Consider the following 18,875-nt stretch of genomic DNA (forward strand, 5'->3'; position numbering starts at 1 on the left):
CGTTGATTTATTGAATATAGCCACCTTGAGAAATTGAGGTGGCTTTTGGCTTTTATCAGCTATGTGCCATAAAACTTACCCTTTCGGGCGGAGATATAAGGTACAAATAGCGTAAGTTATTTCAATCTTGTTAAGTTTGTGATTACTTGATAATAAGCGTTCAGCAGAAAGAGCTCACCGAGGGTAGCCTATAACAATCAATCGGAGCTAGTTGGAGCCTTCGTCTTTAAAGACTTGGACGTCAACAATTCTTCAATCTAATAAAATACATCAAGAAATCTTATAAGAATTAATTTCATAGTTTGTGGAATGCTATGGTAGAATTGCGAAAAAACTCTGATTTGATTTCATAGAAGGAGAATAAGATGTCATCTTTTGATATTGTTTCTGAACTTACCATACATGAAGTACGCAATGCAGTAGAAAATGCAAATAGGGTATTAAGTACACGTTATGATTTTCGAGGAGTTGATGCCACAATAGAACTTAATGAAAAAAATGAACTTATACGGGTTACTACAGAATCTGATTTTCAACTTGAACAGTTAATTGAAATTTTAATAGGATGCTGTATTAAACGTGGTATTCAACATACTTCCCTAGATATTCCTTCTGAAAGTGAACATCATGGTAAACTTTACACAAAAGAAATTAAATTAAAACAAGGGATTAAGTCCGATATGGCTAAGCAGCTTGTTAAACTTATTAAAGGCTCTAAAATCAAGGTACAAGCTCAAATTCAAGGAGATTCCATACGCATAACAGGAAAATCCCGTGATGATTTACAATCGACAATACAGCTTGTGAAAAATGCTGAATTAGGGCAGCCTCTTCAATTTAATAATTTTCGTGATTGATTTTCCATATAGATCTTCTTTCATTTAATCAATATAAAGAATCTTTTCATTGAATCTAATCGCTCAACCTTACTAGAGTGATTTCTCTGTTTTCCTATAGGCTGTAAAGAGATACTTATGTCAGAAAAACGCTACGGTGCTGATGAAATTACCGTTCTCAAAGATCTTGAACCTGTGCAACTTCGCCCAGGTATGTACACTGATACCACCCGTCCAAATCACTTAGGGCAAGAAGTAATTGATAACAGTGTCGATGAAGCGTTATCAGGTTTTGCTAATCAAATTGATGTTATCTTACATAGCGATAATTCCCTTGAAGTCGTTGATAATGGACGGGGTATGCCTGTGGATATTCACTCGACTGAAAAAATTTCAGGGGTGGAACTTATCCTAACAAAACTGCACGCAGGCGGTAAGTTCTCTAATAAAAATTACACCTTTTCAGGTGGTTTGCACGGTGTAGGGATTTCGGTTGTAAATGCCCTTTCTGAAAGTGTTGAGATCACCATTAAACGTAATGGCGAGATTTATACCATTGCTTTTGCAAATGGCGTTAAAGTGGAAGAGCTGAAAGTGATCGGTTCTTGTCCAAAACGCCAAACAGGCACAACGGTTCGCTTTTATCCAAATCCAAAATATTTTGATTCGCCGAAGTTTTCGGTTAGTCGCCTACGTCATCTATTGCGAGCCAAAGCGGTACTTTGTCCGAAATTAACGATCAATTTTACCGACCATATCAATAATACCCAAGAAACGTGGTACTACGAAGATGGCTTGCGTGATTATTTAACAGATGCATTGAAAGAATATGAATATCTGCCAAATCCTCTTTTTGTTGGTGAAGTGATTGGGGAAACTGAAGCTGTGAGTTGGGCGTTAAGCTGGCTCACAGAGGGTGGCGAGCAGATTAATGAAAGCTATGTAAACTTGATTCCAACCGCACTTGGCGGCACACACGTCAATGGTTTGCGCCAAGGTTTATTTAAGGCAATGGCTGAATTTTGTGATTTTAGAAATCTGTTGCCTAAAGGTGTCAAATTAACTGCCGACGATGTTTGGGGGCGTTGTTGCTATGTGCTATCACTTAAAATGCAAGAACCACAGTTTGCAGGGCAAACCAAAGAGCGTTTATCATCACGACAAGCGGCGAGTTATGTTGAAAATAGTGTAAAAGATGCTTTTAGTTTATGGCTAAACCAAAACGTACAGGTTGCTGAACAACTGGCTGAAATGGCAATCAGTTCTGCACAAAATCGCCTTAGAGCCGAAAAAAAAGTCGTACGAAAAAAATTGGTTAGTGGCCCTGCCTTACCTGGAAAATTGGCAGATTGTATCTCACAAGATTTAACACGTACTGAGCTATTCCTTGTAGAGGGAGATTCTGCGGGCGGTTCTGCAAAACAAGCGAGAGATAAAGAGTTTCAAGCGATTTTGCCGCTTAGAGGTAAGATTCTCAACACTTGGGAAGTATCACCTGATCAAGTTCTCGCGTCTACAGAAGTACACGACATTGCTGTCGCATTGGGCATTGATCCTGACAATGAAGATCTAAGCCAACTACGTTACGGTAAAGTTTGTATTCTTGCTGATGCGGATTCAGATGGTTTGCACATTGCCACATTATTGTGTGCTTTGTTCCTCCGCCATTTCCCAACATTAGTAAAAAATGGCCACGTTTATGTTGCAATGCCGCCACTTTACCGTATTGATATTGGTAAAGATGAGGTGCATTACGCATTAGATGAATCTGAAAAAGAGGCTATTTTAGCTCGTCTTGCAAAGAAAAAAGGAAAACCAAATGTTCAACGCTTTAAAGGTTTAGGTGAGATGAACCCAAGTCAATTGCGTGAAACGACAATGGATCCAAATACACGACGTCTAGTTCAGCTAACCTTAGAAGATAATAGCGATGATGAAGAGGTTTCAACCTTTGAATTAATGGATATGTTGCTTGCTAAAAAACGGGCTGAAGATCGCAAACAATGGTTACAAGATCGTGGTGATGAGGCGGATTTATAAATAAACCAAATAAAGATTGGCGTTGAAAATTAATAGTATTTTTTTATTAATTCAATAGTTTTACAAACTTATAACTATCAATGATAATACTCGTAACCTATTAATAAGCTATTTTTGGAGGAAATTCACTATGTATAAATGTCCATTTGATCACGGATCAAAAACCTTAACAACAGCAGCAGGCGCCCCTGTTGTTGATAATGACAACACAATGTCTGCTGGCCCACGTGGTCCACTTCTTTTACAAGATGTATGGTTTCAAGAGAAATTAGCACACTTTGCTCGTGAGCGTATTCCTGAGCGTGTGGTTCACGCTAAAGGTTCAGCAGCTTACGGTACATTTACTGTAACTGCAGATATTACTAAATACACGAAAGCTGCGGTATTTAAACCAGGTGCACAAACTGAAGTATTATTACGTTTCTCAACTGTTGCTGGCGAGCGTGGGGCTGCCGATGCAGAGCGTGATGTGCGTGGTTTCTCATTAAAATTCTATACCGAACAAGGTAACTGGGACTTAGTGGGTAACAATACACCAGTATTCTTTATCCGTGATCCATTAAAATTCCCAGATTTTATTCATACACAAAAACGTAACCCTCAAAATAACTTGCGTGATGCAAATGCAGCGTGGGATTTCTGGTCACGTCACCCTGAATCAATGCACCAAATTATGACATTGTTCTCAGATCGTGGTATTCCAGCGACTTTACGTCACATGAACGGTTACGGTAGCCACACTTATAGCTTTGTAAACGCAAACAACGAGCGTTTCTGGGTGAAATTCCACTTCAAAACACAACAAGGTCACAAATTCTTCACTAACGAAGAAGCAGCTAAAGTTGTAGGTGAAGATCGTGAGTCTAGCCAAAAAGATTTATATGAAGCGATTGAGCGTGGTGAATTCCCACGTTGGACTGTTCAAGTGCAGATTATGCCAGAAGCAGATGCTCACAAACATAACTATGCCTTTGACTTAACTAAAGTATGGCCACACGCAGATTACCCAGTGATCGAAGTGGGTGTATTAGAATTAAACCGCAACCCACAAAACTACTTCGCAGAAGTAGAACAAGCGGCATTTGCACCATCTAACATCGTTCCGGGAATCGGCTTCTCGCCAGACCGTATGTTACAAGGTCGTCTGTTCTCTTACCAAGATGCACAGCGTTACCGTTTAGGTGTAAACCACCACCAAATCCCTGTAAATGCACCAAAATGCCCATACCACACGACTCACCGTGATGGTGCAATGCGTGTAGATGCAAACGGTGGCAACCACCCTAACTATGCACCGAACCGTTTTGACACTTATGTGCCAACCCACGATCAATTACCATTACAAATTGAGCGTGAAGCCGCACACTTTAACTTCCGTGAGTACGATGAAGATTACTACTCACAACCAGCCGCACTTTACAACTTGTTCACAGCGGAAGAAAAAGATCGCTTAGCAGGTAACTTTGCAGCAGGTTTATCAGGTGTAACTATTCCTGAAATCGTGGAAAGACAAATGGCTCACTTTGAAAAAGTTAGCACAGAATTAGCAAATGCGATTCGTCAAAAATTAGCAAAATAAGCTAATTAAAGACTTATTTTCTCCTTACACTTGTATTTGCTATACTTTAAGCCCAACCGTTTTTGTTGGGCTTTTTTCTTGGAAAGAATAAATATGGAATACCGCTATTACATTATCACAGCCGTTTCAGTTATCGCTCTTCAATTTCTGCTCTTTTGCTTTTCTAAAACAGCAACTTGGTTAGGCGATTTATCAAATAGAAGTCGTAAGATCGTTACATTTTCTATCTATATCGTTGCAAATCTGTTGATGATATTGCACGTTACACGCATTTTGCCAAACTTCCGCTTAATTGCTTTAATACTCACATTACTTTTATTTATCTTCTTCATCAGCTTCTGTTTTTGGGGGATTTATACTGTCGGCAAACAGATATTCTCGCCGAATAGCCTTAATCGCTGGCTTAAAATAAGCTATATCCCTGTTTTATTCGGGTTAATTGGGCTGACTATTTACAACGCCTATTCAACCAAAGTGGTGCATTATCAAGTCACATTAGATAAACCTATACAGCCACTTAAAATTGGCGTCGCCAGCGATTTCCACTTAGGGAAATTTTTCGGGGGGAAACAGCTAGATAAGTTAGCAACCATCTTTAATCAAGAACAAGTTGATCTAATTTTGCTCCCTGGCGACATTATGGACGATAATGTTGAAGCCTATTTGGCGGAAAATATGCAACCGCATTTGGCAAAGTTAAAAGCACCGCTTGGGGTATATGCTACAATGGGAAACCACGATTTTTTTGGGGCTGAAGCTGAAATTTATCAAGAAATCACTAAAGCTGGCATTACTGTGCTATGGGATCAAGCGGTTACTTTAGACGGAAAATTTACGATCATCGGTCGTAATGATGAATTAGTGAAAAATCGCCCTGAAACAGCAGAGTTATTGGCTCTGGTAGATAAAAATTTACCCGTTTTCCTAATGGATCACCGCCCAACACAAATTGAGCAACATGCTCAACTGCCTATTGATATTCAAGTGTCGGGCCATACCCATAATGGGCAAATTTTCCCAGCGAATATCATTACTCACTTTATTTACCGACTTGCTCACGGTTATGAAAAAATCGGTAATGGACATTTTTTTGTTACTTCGGGATACGGATTTTGGGGGATACCGATGCGACTAGGTTCACAGTCGGAAGTGATGATTATTGAGGTGAAAGGGAAGTAATTACACAAAGCACAATTCAAGGCTACTTTTTAGGGGCCATTTTGCCTGTTACTCCCTATGTTTTAAATGACGCTATCCCAACAACGCCTTCAAATTTGCTTTCATCTTATCCACTTGCTCTGCATAAATCTGTTTCTTCTCTAATTCATCAATCAAATAATGAATGGTTTCAGACAAGGTCAGATCCATTTCTTTGGCTTGCTTGGACAGGCGTTGCCAGCTGGCGTATTCTAAATCGATAGATTTTTTACGGGTAGATTGCTTTTCGGCATTGAAAAAACGCTTGCGTCTTGCTCGAATAGATTGACGCATTTTCTTGCGTTGCTCAGATGTCATTTCCGCCTTAATCCATTGCTCGATCTCTTCGGGCGAGTTTTGTAAGGTGGTTAATAATTGAACTTTCAATTCGATCAAGCTCTGTTCGTCGTATTTGGTGATATTTTCGCCTTCACGATATTTTTTCAGCAAGTATTTCCATTTCCAACTTGCTTCTTGAATTTCAAGTTTTTGGTATCGCATTTTGCCTCCGAATTATTTGTGAAGTATAGCGTAATTATAGGTATAATGAAGCAAATTTCTATAAAGAGGCAAATTTGTGCAAGTATCTCCATTATCGTTGCAATCATTAAGCGTTCACTATCCTTTCAAACAGACCGATCAAGCGGTGAGATTTTTGGATTTTCAACCAAATACACAGCAGGCAATGCAACAATTTGCCCTGAGTGAATTTGGTTCGGCACTCATTTTGAAAACGGAATTATTTCCCGAATTTTTAAATGAAATCACGGACTATTTTGAAAATTTGCATTGTCAAACTGTGTTGAAAACAGAATTTAATCACCAAAGTTTATTTGGATATAGCCTTTATTTAGAAAAGGAAAACCAAATTAAAACGGTGGCAGGGGCAATTGAGCAAGCTCATAAGGGTATTCTAATTTTAAATGTGAGTGCATTATTATTAGATATTGTGCAATGGGATAAATTAAAACAAGCTCTTTTATTTGGGCAGTTTGACCCGATTATTGCGGGAAAATTACCTGAAGCAATTATGCCTATTCAATCTCAATTCAAATTGATATTAGTGGGTAGTCGAGATGATATTGCGACTTTGCATAATTATGATGAAGATTTATATCAATTTTGCCAATATGCTGAAATCGAGTCGTATTTGAATATTGATGAAGAAAATAGCGAACAATGGGGAAGCTATATTCAATCTTCAGCTAAAAAATATCTAAATAGAACCTTTTCTAAAACAGGTTTAAATCAGCTTTTACATTATTATATTCGTGAAAGTGAAAACCAAACATTAATTTCTATTTCACCGACATTATTAAAAAAACATTTATTAGGATTACAACATTTTTATCCAAAACAAACCCAATTTAACCATATTCAAGATTATTTTGATTATTTAGAAAAACAATCTGGTGTATTAAATAAATTTGTTTTAAATGATATTTTAAATCATCAGCTTTATATTGAAACGGAAGAAGAAACCATCGGGCAAATTAACGGCTTATCTGTGGTCGAGTTTGATGGTGTTCCCCATAGTTTTGGTGAGCCATTACGCATTAGCTGTAACGTGCAATATGGTGATGGAGAAATTCACGATATTGAACGCAAAGTGGAGCTGGGGGGCAATATTCACTCTAAAGGGATTATTATCGCTCAATCTTGCTTGGCAAATTTACTGGAATTACCGACACAGCTTCCGTTTTCAGCGTCCGTTGCCTTTGAGCAATCTTATGGTGAAATTGATGGGGATAGTTCATCGTTAGCCATTTTCTGCGTGCTTATCAGTGCCTTAACCAAGTTGCCGTTGCCACAATCCCTTGCGGTGACAGGGGCGATTGACCAATTTGGGAATGTATTAAGCGTAGGGGGCGTTAATCAGAAAATTGAAGGCTTCTTCAATGTTTGTGAAGCAAGGGAATTAACGGGGAAACAAGGGGTGATTATTCCTGCGGTATGCGTTTCCCATTTGAGCTTAAAACCTGCAGTATTATCGGCGATTGAAGCAGGAAAATTTCATATTTGGGCGGTCGAAGATGTCTTTGAAGCCTTACAAATTCTGTTACAGCATCCGTTTTATGATGAAGATCTACCTGAAAATAGTGAGAAAAAATCACTTTTCGCGTTAGTTCATCAAGGGATCGAACAGAATGAAAATGAAGACGCAAGCGGTTCGATTTTCCACAAAATTCGCAAACTGTTAAAGGGTCACTGATCCGACAAGTCAGCTTACAACTGTTCGCTATTTTAAAAGTCTGTTAAGATGTGTTTATCAAGCAAACGTAACATAAACCGTCAATAACGGACTTTTCTACTTTATTACAGGAACAAAATAATGAACACTTGTACACCTAACATCAAATCAAGTTATGATTACAACGATCTTTTAGCGTCAGGACGAGGCGAACTTTTTGGTAGCGAAGGTCCACAACTGCCAGCACCGTCGATGTTGATGATGGACAGAATTACCAAAATCACCGACAAAGAAGGTCTGTTTGAGAAAGGGTATATTGAAGCGGAATTAGATATTAACCAAGATCTGCCTTTCTTTGGCTGTCACTTTATCGGCGATCCTGTAATGCCGGGTTGCTTAGGCTTAGACGCAATGTGGCAACTGGTTGGCTTTTACTTAGGCTGGGTCGGCGGTAAAGGCAAGGGCAGAGCCTTAGGGGTTGGCGAAGTGAAATTTACGGGGCAAATTCTACCGACTGCCAAAAAAGTGATTTATCGTATCAATATGAAACGTGTGATCAACCGTAAGCTCGTGATGGGGCTTGCTGATGGCGAAGTCGAAGTTGATGGCAGAATTATCTATACTGCCACAGACTTAAAAGTAGGTCTATTCCAAGATACAACATCTTTCTAATTTTTCGATCTATGTCGAAAAAATAAAAATTGCCTATTTACAAAATCCTTTCAACATCTAATATCTCTCTCACTTTGGGAGAGATATTATGTTTCGTGCGATCACTATTATTGAAACTCTATTTGCGATGAGCATAATGGCAATCGCACTCTATTTCTTTTCCCCCACCTTATTTTATTTACAAGATCATATCGTTTTAAATAATGAAATCGATCAGATAAAGTCTTTTATTTATCAAATTCAAGCTAAAGCACGCTATCAAAAACAGAATTATTCTATTTCTATCAGCCAAAATGTAGCAGATAAAAAATGGTGTATGGTCGCCATTGAAAAAATCAGTGATAAACAGATCGCTTGTAACTGTTTGAATATCGCAAGTTGTGATATTCAAAAAAGTTATTATCTCTATCAAACAGAAAATGCCGTAGTTAAAAATAATAGTTTATATCCCAAAGTTTTTATTAATGTTGATGGAAAGTCTGGGCGATTAGAGTCAAAGTGCTTAAGGGTTACGGTAAATAAAATCTATGAAATCTTACAAGTAGAACAAAATGGAGTGATTAATGTTATTCAAAAAGGCAAACGCACCAGTTGTTAATCACGCCTTTAGTTTGGTTGAAATATTATTATCTTTATTTCTAGGTTGCATTATTTTATGGAGTTTATCTTCTTTTTATAGTGATAGCTATCGCAATCAAATCAAACAACGGGAATTATTGAATTTACAAAAGCATACTCACCAATTACTTGAGTATTTTCAACAACATATTCAACATTTTAATTATCAAGGACAAAATAGAAAAGAAACCAATTATAGTTTATTTGTAAACGATAATAAGCGTTATTCACTGAACAATCCAAATTGTCTAATGTTTTTCTATGATTTAAGTAGTGATGGCTGTGTAGGTAATCGAAATAAAAAACAATCTTGCGAAATAAATGGTGTAAATAATACCAAAGAGGTAAGCCGAGAATTTTTTGGTTTTAAATTTGAGAAAAAAGCGATTTTTATTTATGAAGATAGTCAAATTCAGTTCTGTCACCAAGCAGATTGTGAAAAAATCCTAACAAATTGTCAAAAAGGCAACTGGCGAAAAATGTCAGATATGTCTGATTATAATGTCGAAAATTTATCTTTTGAGTGGCTTGAGCAGAATAGATTATTGAAAATAGAACTGGCTCTCTCGTCTAGCAAAGATAACCAACTAAGATATAAAGCTACCGCTTATAGTTACCTATTAAATGGAAGTGATAAATGAAACGTTATTATTCAGCCAGTAGTTTATTAATTACCTTGATATTATTAAGCGGTCTGTTTGCAGTCATTTTTCTCAATAAAGATAGCTTATTAAAACAAGAAAAAGTGAGCCTATTCTATTATCAACAATATCTCACCGATAAATATCAACTTATTGAAAAGTTAGCAATAGATCCTGAAATAGAGTGTCAAAAACAAAAAAAGACAAATGTTATTTTTGAGTTTAAGGTAATGAAATACAGTTTTCATTGTCAATTTTCATCTATTTTTGATCCTTTTAAACCAACCAAAGAAAAATATATTCAAGTGGATAAAATTGAAAACTGGTTGAATTTATTACCTTATCAATCGGAAATATATAAAATCAATCATTTAGCGGAGTTGCCAGAAAGTAGTCTAGAGAATCCAAAAATTGTGATTGCATTACAAGATATTAATGAAAAGTTAGAAAAAGATTTTTACGGTATTGTCATTACCGATTATTTATTTGATCTTACAGGAAGAAAAAGAATGTATGGTACACTTTATTCCACCTATGATAATTTACGAGAAGAAAGAAATCTCAGTTATAAAAAAGAAGTTATTCAACATCTGGAAAATAAATTTTCATCTTGGCACTATTTGCCTTATTCACGGAATATATTAGCAAATGAATAAGCTCATTAAAGCAGAAAGCCTGACATCATTAATGGTCGTTATGTTGATTTTTTCAGTGATATATTTAGCTTATAGCCGTTGGCAACATACGCAAAATAAGCAAAGCGTGCTTATTTTTCAGCAACAGCAAGCCCTACAAATTGCCGAAAATCAGATTGCGTTACTAATGGCAGGGAAGCCCTGTGAAAACGAAATCCGCCAAAATGAACAGATATTTAAGGTAGAATGTCGCAGTAATACACTTAAAGTCAGCTTTGCAAGCGGTGAGATTGTGATCACCAAATATTAAGAAATTAATGGTTTTTTGTATTGAAAGCAGTTGTATATATGAGTTTAAGAATTGGTAAAATGTGGTTGTAAACTATAACTTTAGAAATGAACATAAAAATAATTGTGAGCTTCATCACATTTCTAAAATGTTACATTGCAATGGATTGAAGTCAGGGATTGCGAGTGATAGCATTTTGCCATTTCTTAGCAATGGAATTGATGTTATGCCGTTACCAAATTATCACCAAGATCCCACTTTATTTCACATTAACACCACACCCCATCACGCCTATTTTATTCCCTTTGCGACACAAGATAAGCTCGCCCCCCTTGAGCGTGAACAATCTAGCCTATTTACCCTACTCAATGGTGAATGGCAATTTAACTATTTTACGAGCGTGATGGATTTGCCTGAAGATTTTCTTTCTCAGCCTTTTGAGCATCGCATTCCTGTGCCATCAAACTGGCAGACACAAGGCTTCGAACAACATCAATATACCAATATCAACTACCCATTCCCTTTCGATCAGCCTTATGTGCCACACGACAATCCTTGCGGTGTATATCAACGGACATTCCACTACGAGCCTAAATCGACAAAACGCTATTTACTGAATTTTGAAGGGGTGGACGCTTGCCTTTATCTCTATCTCAATTAACAATTTGTTGGCTATGGGCAGGTCAGTCATTGCACAAACGAATTTGATGTCACCGACTTTTTAATCTCTGGGGAAAATCAGCTCAATGTCGTGGTGCTTAAATGGTGTGATGGTAGCTATTTGGAAGATCAGGACAAATTCCGTATGTCAAGGATTTTCCGAGATGTTTATCTGCTGGAACGAGAACCAAATTATCTACAAGATTTCTTTATCAAAACCAGCCTGTCTGAAGCATTAGAGCAAGCGGATTTATCGGTCGAATGTACCTTTCTGCAATCGCCACAACAGCTCACTTTCCAACTGTTTGATCCACAACATCGCCTAATCGCCGAACAGACAAGCGATCACTTTAAGGTAAAAATTGACAAACCACAGCTCTGGAATGCCGAACAGCCACAACTTTACACCTTACACCTTGCCTATGGAAACGAAGTGATTGAACAAGCGGTCGGTTTTCGTCGGATCGAAGTCAAAGACGGTGTACTCTTGCTCAACAACCACCCGATCAAATTCCGCGGAGTAAACCGCCACGACAGCGATCCCCTAACGGGTTATGTTATCAGCCGTGAGCAAGCAGAACAGGATTTTAGGCTGATGAAACAACATAACATCAACGCTATTCGTACCGCCCACTACCCGAATGCCCCTTGGTTTAGCGAATTATGCGACCGCTACGGCTTCTACCTGATTAGCGAAAGTGACATAGAAAGCCACGGTGCCAGTATGCAATACGTTCCAACGCCAGAACACAGCATTTTACTGAATGTAGCAAAACAAGATGATAACCAACGTATTCAGCAACAAACGATAGATAATTTCTGCTATTTTGCCCGACACCCAGACTACAAACAAGCAATATTAGACCGTACCTACGCTAATGTAGAACGAGATAAAAATCGCCCATCGGTACTGATCTGGTCGCTGGGTAATGAAGCAGGTTACGGGGAAAATTTTGAAGCCAGTGCAAAATGGATCAAACAGCGAGATCCAAGCCGTCTGGTTCATTATGAAAGTACCATTTATCAACATTCTGAACATCGCAATGATCTTACCCCGTTAGATTTTCATAGCGAAATGTATGCCAGCACAGAAGATATGGATCGCTATTTTGAACAGCCACAAACCAAACCATTCCTACTCTGCGAATACTCGCACGCAATGGGGAACTCTAACGGTGATTTAGAAGATTATTTCCAAACCTTTGAAAAATATGCAGGGGCTTGCGGTGGTTTTATCTGGGAATGGTGCGACCACGCCCCATATCTTCCTGATGGATCAGGACATTTCGGCTATGGCGAGAGTGAAAGTTACATCGACAAACACCACACAATCCGACTAGGTCTATACCAAACCACTGCCGAGCAAAATTATCAAGACTACGTCAAACCACAGGAAAACGGCAGTCACTACGGTTGTGAATATCTTCATACCCAAGATCTCGAGATTACCGCACCACAGCCGTTCAGCTTCAATTTTTCCCCTTATACACAGGAAGAATTGACCCTGAAAAAACATCATTACGAACTAGAAAAATCGCCGTATCACATTCTGTGTGTCGATTATAAAATGAGTGGTATTGGTTCGAACTCTTGTGAACCGAATTTGAAAGAGGGGTATCGGATAAATGATAAAGAGATAAGCTGGATAATTCAGCTATATATGAATACCTAATATAAAATGACAATGAGTAAAGTTGTGTCTATCCCCATCTGGTACAATAAAGGATAGACATAACTTTAAGTGCTATTTAATAGACTCTAGTTTTTTAATTAAAATCTCTTCTGGCATAGCCTGAATTTTTCGCATAAAGTAGAAAAATAGCCCTGCGGCTAAACTTAAGCAGACACAGAATGTCAGCCAAAATCCTGCCGCCGCCATCGGCTGAACGATCCAATCGGTACGAGCCAAAATAGTACCTAGTGGCATTCCGATTAACCAGTAGCAAATTAAGGTTGTTAGCAAAATAGGTTTGGTATTTTTATAACCACGCAAAATGCCATTGCATACCGCTTGGATAGAGTCGGGGATTTGATAGATCGCTGCAAAAATCAATAAACTAGATGCGATTACAATAGAAGTCGGATCACTGGTAAAGGCATAGGGGATCAGATCTTTGAGCAGTAAAATCACCATTGCCAGCCCCATTGCGACCATTGCACCCGTAAAAATGGCGTGATGAGTCAGATATTTTGCTTCTGCAACACGCTTTTCTCCCAACGTTTGCCCAACTAAAATGGTTGTGGCAATGCTAAATGAGAGTGGGATCATAAAAAAGAGCGAGCTGGTTTGTAAGGCAACCTGATGGCTTGCCACCACTTGCGAGCCAAGTGGTGAGATAATCAAGGAAGATGCCGCAAACAGCATCACTTCGGTAAACAGAGCAAACCCTATCGGTGTACCAAGTTTGAACAGTTTGCTTAAGGTTGCTTTACAGGGTTTTTCGATCCATTTTTCAAATAGACGGATATCCTTTTGTGCTGGATTGGTATAACAATAGTGTAAAATCAGCCCAAACATTACCCAGTTTACGATTGCCGTTGCCACACCACAACCGACCGCCCCTAATTCAGGCATACCCAGTTTGCCGAAAATAAAAATATAGTTGAGCGGAATGTTTAAAATTAAGCCAAAAAAGGTGATATACATCGCTGGTTTAGGGTTGGATAGTCCGTCGTTAAAACAGCGTAAGTTCACCGCAAGCAAAGCTGGAATAATCCCGACACTTAAAGCGGTAAGATAATCTTGTGCTTTTCCTGAAAAGGCTTTTGGGGTATCCATTAGATCTAAAATCAAATGAGCATTGAGATAGATAAAAATTAACGGTACGCTAAGCATTAATACAATCCAAACACCTTGACGGATTTGATGTGCAATCAGGGAACGTTGGCTCGAACCGTTCAGATAAGAAACCGTTGGGGTAATCGCATTTAATATCCCCAGCACAAATAAAAACAAGGGAAAGTAGATCGAATTACTGACTGCTATCGCCGACACATCATCATCGCTGACTAACCCAGCCATAATAATATCCGCCAGTCCCATTCCCGAAGCAGCTAACTGAGAGATGAAAATCGGGATCGAAAGTTTGAATAATTTTTGCGTATTTTCAGGATATTTCTGCCATTGAAAGTTCATTCTATCTACCTTTTAAAATTCAGGTTTCGCTTCAAATGTCATCAGTTCTTGCGTAACTGGGTGCGTAATGGTTAATGCTTCTGCGTGTAAACAGAGCCTTGGCGATAGACTTTTTGCCAACGGATTTGCATAAAATTTATCCCCTACAATTGGATGCCCTAAGGCTAAACAGTGTACACGTAATTGGTGTGAACGCCCAGTATAAGGGGTTAATTTCACCCTTGTGGTGTTATTGGGATAATGTGCAAGAATTTCATAAAAAGTAACCGCTTGTTTGCCCCGTTCGTAGCAAATTTTTTGGCGTGGACGATTTTCCCAGTCGCAAATTAACGGAAAATTCATTGTCCCCGTATCGCCAACTTTTTCGCCTAATTTGCCCCAAACTAACGCTTGATAGTGTTTTTTCGGCTCACGTTCACGAAATTGACGTTTGAGTTCTTTTTCCGCCTGTTTGCTTAATGCAAACAACAAAATACCGCTTGTCGCCATATCTAAACGGTGAGCTGGCTCAGTAAAACCATATTTCTGTTGTACACGCACCATCGCACTGTCTTGATATTCAGGGCGATTTCCGGGAATAGAAAGTAAGCCACTTGGCTTATTAATCACTAAAATATGATTATCACGATAAACTTCGTCAAGCCAAGGCTCAACAGGGGGATTGTATTCGATTAATGCCATTGTATTTTTGATATTTAGTAAAAACGGTAATGATATTATCAAAGATAAAATGATTTCCCAAACGAATCACAGAAATCTCTTGTTTTTTATAAAAAATAGCGTATCTTTCGCTCGTTCATTTTGAACATCACAATTTATTTACATTTCTTTTGGAGAACACCATGAAACCGCTTTTTGCAAGTTTTGCAACTGCTTTCACCGCTCTCAGTGTGCTGTTTAGCTCAGTTGCTATCGCATCACCTTCCGATAAAACCTTTAAAATCAGTGCTATTCCTGACTATAACGCTGCCGAAATGATCCGTTCGTTCGACAGTTTTGCAGAGTATTTAGGCAAAGAAACGGGGTTAAAGGTGCAATATGTGCCTGTCACCGATTATGCTGCCGTAGTCACCGCATTCCGTCGTGGCGAAATTGATTTAGTCTGGTTCGGTGGTTTAACGGGGGTACAAGCTCGTGCCAAAGTACAAGGTGCTGAAGCTATCGCACAACGTCCGCAAGATGAAAAATTTAAGTCCGTCTTTATCAAGCAAAAAGGCTTAGATAACGTGAAAGAGATTAAAGATGTCAAAGGTCACACCCTTGCTTTTGGTAGCGAAAGTTCGACATCGGGTCACTTAATGCCACGCTTTTTCTTAACAGAAGCCGGAGTTAACCCTGAAAAAGACTTAGACGCTCAACCGACTTACAGCGGTTCGCATGATAAAACCTACGGCTTAGTAGAAGCAGGTTCAGTGCAAATCGGTGCGGTGAATAAGCAGTACTGGGATAAAATGGTGAAAGAAGGCAAGGTTAATCACGATAAAGTCGAGCTTTTCTACACCACACCAGATTACTATGATTACAACTGGACCATTAATCTTGTTGATACAAAATTTGGTGACGGTACCAAAGAGAAAGTCAAAGCGGCATTATTAAAAGCCGATGCGTCAAGCTCGCAGGTGATGAATTTACTCTCTGCCGAGAAGTTTATCCCAACGCAAAACAGCAACTATCAAGATATTGAGAAAGTAGCGAAAGAGTTGAAGTTGATTAAGTAATCGCTTATTTTCTTCGTGAAAATCTTCTGCCAAATCTCCCCTAGCCCCTCTTTGCTAAAGAGGGGAATTTGTTTATCGTAAATTTTAAGATCGAAGTACTTCATAAACGTAAAGTATTTGATTTTTCAGATGAATGTATATTTCCTTCGATCTGTTCCCCCTCTTTAGCAAAGAGGGGCTAGGGGAGATTTGGCAGACTAAAATAGCGAAGTGAGAGCGTAATATAGAAGACAATTTTTTAACACTGAATTGATATTGATAAAATATGAAAACCCCACTTCTTCAATTCCACCACACCACCAAACATTTCGGCAAGCAAGCCGTTTTAGACGACATCTGTTTAACCATTCATTCAGGTGAAATCGTGGCATTAGTTGGGCCGAGCGGTTCGGGGAAATCGACATTAATGAATAGCATTATGCGTGCCGTACCTTTGACAAGCGGTGAGATCTGGTTGGAAAATCGCAACATTCAAGATTATCAAGATAATAAACAGTTTGCCCAACAAGTCGGTATGCTTCATCAACAGTATGATTTAGTCAAACAACTGGAAGTTATCCACAATGTCTTGGCTGGCAGGCTGAACCGGTGGGGCTTTTGGCGATCTCTGTTCTCTTTGGTTAAACCGCAAGAAAAACAGATTGCAGAGCAAGCACTTGCTGCCGTCGGGCTATTGGATAAAATCGATCAGCCGACAGCTGAACTGTCGGGCGGTGAGCAGCAGCGTGTTGCAATAGCTCGTCTGTTAGTTCAAAACCCTAAATTGGTTTTAGCCGATGAACCAGTGTCCGCACTCGATCCTGTTAATGCACAAAATGTCTTGGCATTATTGACTGGGCTGGTGAGAGAGCAGGGGAAAACATTGATTGCCAGTATGCATTCGGTGGAATATGCCAAAGCCTATTTTGATCGTATGATCGGCATTAAACAGGGAAAAATTGTGTTTGATTTGCAAACAGAACAAGTCACTCAAGAGCAACTCAATGTCTTATACGGATTGGTAAAAAATGAAACATAACCGACCGCTTGGACTAAATGAACGGCGAAATTTGCTGACGGGCATGTTGTTGCTTGCATTTTTGTTGAGCCTATTTGCTGTGGATAACGACAAAGGGTTGATGCATTCTGGTGGTTGGGCAACGCTTAATCGACTATTTTCCAGTTTATTGTCCCCTGACTTTTCTACTGATTTACTGAAACTCGCCTTGCAATCCACTTGGCTCACTTTTGCTTATGCCTTGATTACACTCTCTTTGTCTATGCTTGGCGGATTTTGCTTAAGCACCTTTGCATCCAGTGTGCTGTTTCGTTCACTCATTTTGCAGGGGGCAGCTCGAGCGATATTGGGCTTTCTACGTGCTATTCACGAATTGATTTGGGCATGGTTCTTTGTTGCGGCTGTCGGGTTAAATCCGATAGGTGCAGTGTTTGCCCTTGCTATTCCTTATTCTGGCTACTTAGGCAAAATCTATGCAGATACGTTACAAGCGGTGCCTTCCAAACCTATTTTTGCGTTAAAAGAAGCAGGGGCAACGCCGATGCAATGTTTGATTTATGGCTATCTACCCCAAGCCTTGCCGACGATGTTGAGCTATACCATGTATCGCCTTGAATGTGCGATCCGCTCTTCATCGGTACTTTCTTTTGTTGGGTTAGGAGGGATCGGTATGCAAATTCAGCTTTCTTTACAAGATCTGAAATACGATCAGGTTTGGACATTCTTGATCTTTCTTGTTGGGTTAATTGTTTTGGTTGACCGCTGGAGCTATGCTGTCAGGAGCCGAGTAAAATGAGAAAACATATCGACCGCTATTTTATCCGCTATTCTTTTTGGATAGTATTAGGACTTATCGGGCTGTCGTGGGGCTATATTCTTAAAGATCAACCCACTGCACTTAGTGAACTGTTTCGAGCGGAAAATTGGGATTATCTTACGGAATTTTTAGTTGGAATGGCTGGTGTGGGTGAAGAGCTACCTGCCTATCTTGACCCCGAAATGTGGCAAAAAGCCCTATGGCTCTCGTGGGAAACCTTTGTGATGAGTATTCTGGCAACAGGCATTGCAGGCATGGCGATGTTCCTTTTGGTTCTGCCGTCCGCTCGCAACGTGGCACAGGGACACTTTCGCCACAGAACATACTGGTATCATCGTGTCGCTTATTATATCAGTCGGGGGCTATTTCTGTTTAGTCGATCCGTACCGGAATTGATGTGGGCGATGATTTTAGTCTTTATCTTCAAACCAGGGATCATTCCAGGTGCATTAGCATTAGCCATTCACAATTTCGGTGTATTAGGCAAACTGTGCGGCGAAGTGGTTGAAGATGTGGACGAGAAACCGATCCGCCATTTAATGCAAAATGGGGCTTCACAAAACCAAATTTTGTTTTACGGGATCTATCCTGCTGTGATGCGTACTTTTCTCAATTACATTCTTTATCGTATGGAAAACATTATTCGGGCAACGCTGATTGTCGGTTTTGTTGGGGCAAGTGGTTTAGGTATGCAGTTTAAACTGGCGATGAGTTTTTTCCATTACTCTGAAATTACCCTTTATCTGCTCTGTTATTTGCTGTTAGTTTATGTGACCGATGCACTGTCGGCGTTGGCAAAGAAATTTATTGCAGAAAAAAATTGAATTATTTTGATAACATAATGTCTAC

17 protein-coding genes and 2 pseudogenes are annotated in these 18,875 nt (G+C 39.2%); 16 read left to right on the plus strand and 3 right to left on the minus strand.

Annotated features, from left to right (window positions below):
* Positions 1-365: 365 nt before the first annotated feature.
* The 4 genes from J1G47_RS10290 to J1G47_RS10305 all read left to right on the plus strand — a co-directional run bounded on the left by J1G47_RS10290 (position 366) and on the right by J1G47_RS10305 (position 5,634).
* Positions 366-857, plus strand: coding sequence for a YajQ family cyclic di-GMP-binding protein (locus tag J1G47_RS10290; RefSeq protein ID WP_015940131.1), 492 nt, complete (start codon positions 366-368; stop codon positions 855-857).
* 117 nt (positions 858-974) lie between these two features.
* Positions 975-2,876 (plus strand): DNA topoisomerase IV subunit B, encoded by a 1,902-nt coding sequence (parE, locus tag J1G47_RS10295; RefSeq protein ID WP_010785989.1) that lies wholly within the window; start codon positions 975-977, stop codon positions 2,874-2,876.
* 130 nt (positions 2,877-3,006) lie between these two features.
* A complete protein-coding gene (locus J1G47_RS10300) occupies positions 3,007-4,455 on the plus strand; it encodes a catalase (RefSeq protein ID WP_071610820.1) in 1,449 nt (482 codons plus the stop codon).
* Positions 4,456-4,548: 93 nt separating this feature from the next.
* A complete protein-coding gene (locus J1G47_RS10305; protein ID WP_021114591.1) occupies positions 4,549-5,634 on the plus strand; it encodes a metallophosphoesterase in 1,086 nt (361 codons plus the stop codon).
* A gap of 72 nt (positions 5,635-5,706) precedes the next feature.
* Here the strand turns inward: J1G47_RS10305 and matP are convergent, their stop codons facing one another.
* Positions 5,707-6,153, minus strand: a complete 447-nt coding sequence (gene matP, locus J1G47_RS10310; protein WP_005710580.1) for a macrodomain Ter protein MatP — start codon at positions 6,151-6,153, stop codon at positions 5,707-5,709.
* 76 nt (positions 6,154-6,229) lie between these two features.
* On the opposite strand from matP, the gene J1G47_RS10315 reads away from it, so the two are divergent.
* The 8 genes and pseudogenes from J1G47_RS10315 to J1G47_RS12325 all read left to right on the plus strand — a co-directional run.
* Positions 6,230-7,864, plus strand: a complete 1,635-nt coding sequence (locus J1G47_RS10315; RefSeq protein WP_044009127.1) for an AAA family ATPase — start codon at positions 6,230-6,232, stop codon at positions 7,862-7,864.
* 120 nt (positions 7,865-7,984) lie between these two features.
* Positions 7,985-8,515, plus strand: coding sequence for a bifunctional 3-hydroxydecanoyl-ACP dehydratase/trans-2-decenoyl-ACP isomerase (gene fabA, locus J1G47_RS10320; RefSeq protein ID WP_005710584.1), 531 nt, complete (start codon positions 7,985-7,987; stop codon positions 8,513-8,515).
* A gap of 88 nt (positions 8,516-8,603) precedes the next feature.
* Complete coding sequence (locus J1G47_RS10325) at positions 8,604-9,113, plus strand: pilus assembly FimT family protein (RefSeq protein WP_010785984.1); 510 nt, start codon at positions 8,604-8,606, stop codon at positions 9,111-9,113.
* Positions 9,079-9,774, plus strand: coding sequence for a hypothetical protein (locus J1G47_RS10330; RefSeq protein ID WP_005710587.1), 696 nt, complete (start codon positions 9,079-9,081; stop codon positions 9,772-9,774). Before J1G47_RS10325 ends, J1G47_RS10330 begins: the two co-directional genes overlap by 35 nt.
* A complete protein-coding gene (locus J1G47_RS10335) occupies positions 9,771-10,430 on the plus strand; it encodes a DUF2572 family protein (RefSeq protein WP_075605359.1) in 660 nt (219 codons plus the stop codon). Before J1G47_RS10330 ends, J1G47_RS10335 begins: the two co-directional genes overlap by 4 nt.
* Positions 10,423-10,719, plus strand: coding sequence for a DUF5374 domain-containing protein (locus J1G47_RS10340; RefSeq protein WP_010785982.1), 297 nt, complete (start codon positions 10,423-10,425; stop codon positions 10,717-10,719). The genes J1G47_RS10335 and J1G47_RS10340 overlap by 8 nt, the downstream gene beginning before the upstream one ends.
* A 205-nt stretch (positions 10,720-10,924) precedes the next feature.
* Positions 10,925-12,655, plus strand: a pseudogene (locus J1G47_RS10345) (glycoside hydrolase family 2 TIM barrel-domain containing protein); the annotation flags it as partial.
* Between the two features lie 45 nt (positions 12,656-12,700).
* Positions 12,701-13,030: pseudogene (locus tag J1G47_RS12325) on the plus strand (beta-galactosidase small subunit-related protein); the annotation flags it as partial.
* 72 nt (positions 13,031-13,102) lie between these two features.
* On the opposite strand, the gene J1G47_RS10350 reads toward J1G47_RS12325, so the two are convergent.
* Both J1G47_RS10350 and rluA read right to left on the minus strand, forming a co-directional pair.
* On the minus strand, positions 13,103-14,494 hold the full coding sequence (locus J1G47_RS10350) for an MATE family efflux transporter (protein WP_075592084.1): 1,392 nt from the start codon (positions 14,492-14,494) through the stop codon (positions 13,103-13,105).
* A gap of 12 nt (positions 14,495-14,506) precedes the next feature.
* Positions 14,507-15,175 carry a bifunctional tRNA pseudouridine(32) synthase/23S rRNA pseudouridine(746) synthase RluA gene (gene rluA, locus J1G47_RS10355; protein WP_035490232.1) on the minus strand — a complete coding sequence of 223 codons (669 nt, stop codon included), beginning with the start codon at positions 15,173-15,175 and terminating at the stop codon, positions 14,507-14,509.
* 161 nt (positions 15,176-15,336) lie between these two features.
* On the opposite strand from rluA, the gene J1G47_RS10360 reads away from it, so the two are divergent.
* From J1G47_RS10360 to J1G47_RS10375, 4 genes are all read left to right on the plus strand, one after another.
* Complete coding sequence (locus tag J1G47_RS10360; RefSeq protein WP_160416112.1) at positions 15,337-16,212, plus strand: putative selenate ABC transporter substrate-binding protein; 876 nt, start codon at positions 15,337-15,339, stop codon at positions 16,210-16,212.
* Positions 16,213-16,477: 265 nt separating this feature from the next.
* Positions 16,478-17,230 (plus strand): phosphonate ABC transporter ATP-binding protein, encoded by a 753-nt coding sequence (locus J1G47_RS10365; RefSeq protein ID WP_112063058.1) that lies wholly within the window; start codon positions 16,478-16,480, stop codon positions 17,228-17,230.
* The gene (locus J1G47_RS10370; RefSeq protein WP_207326624.1) at positions 17,220-18,005 is read left to right on the plus strand and encodes a PhnE/PtxC family ABC transporter permease; all 786 of its coding nucleotides are present in this window, start codon (positions 17,220-17,222) and stop codon (positions 18,003-18,005) included. Before J1G47_RS10365 ends, J1G47_RS10370 begins: the two co-directional genes overlap by 11 nt.
* Positions 18,002-18,850: a PhnE/PtxC family ABC transporter permease gene (locus tag J1G47_RS10375; RefSeq protein ID WP_015940140.1), complete on the plus strand. Its 849-nt coding sequence runs from the start codon at positions 18,002-18,004 to the stop codon at positions 18,848-18,850. Before J1G47_RS10370 ends, J1G47_RS10375 begins: the two co-directional genes overlap by 4 nt.
* Positions 18,851-18,875: the final 25 nt, after the last annotated feature.

Source organism: Glaesserella parasuis (assembly GCF_017352235.1).
Classification (GTDB): Bacteria; Pseudomonadota; Gammaproteobacteria; order Enterobacterales; family Pasteurellaceae; genus Glaesserella; species Glaesserella parasuis.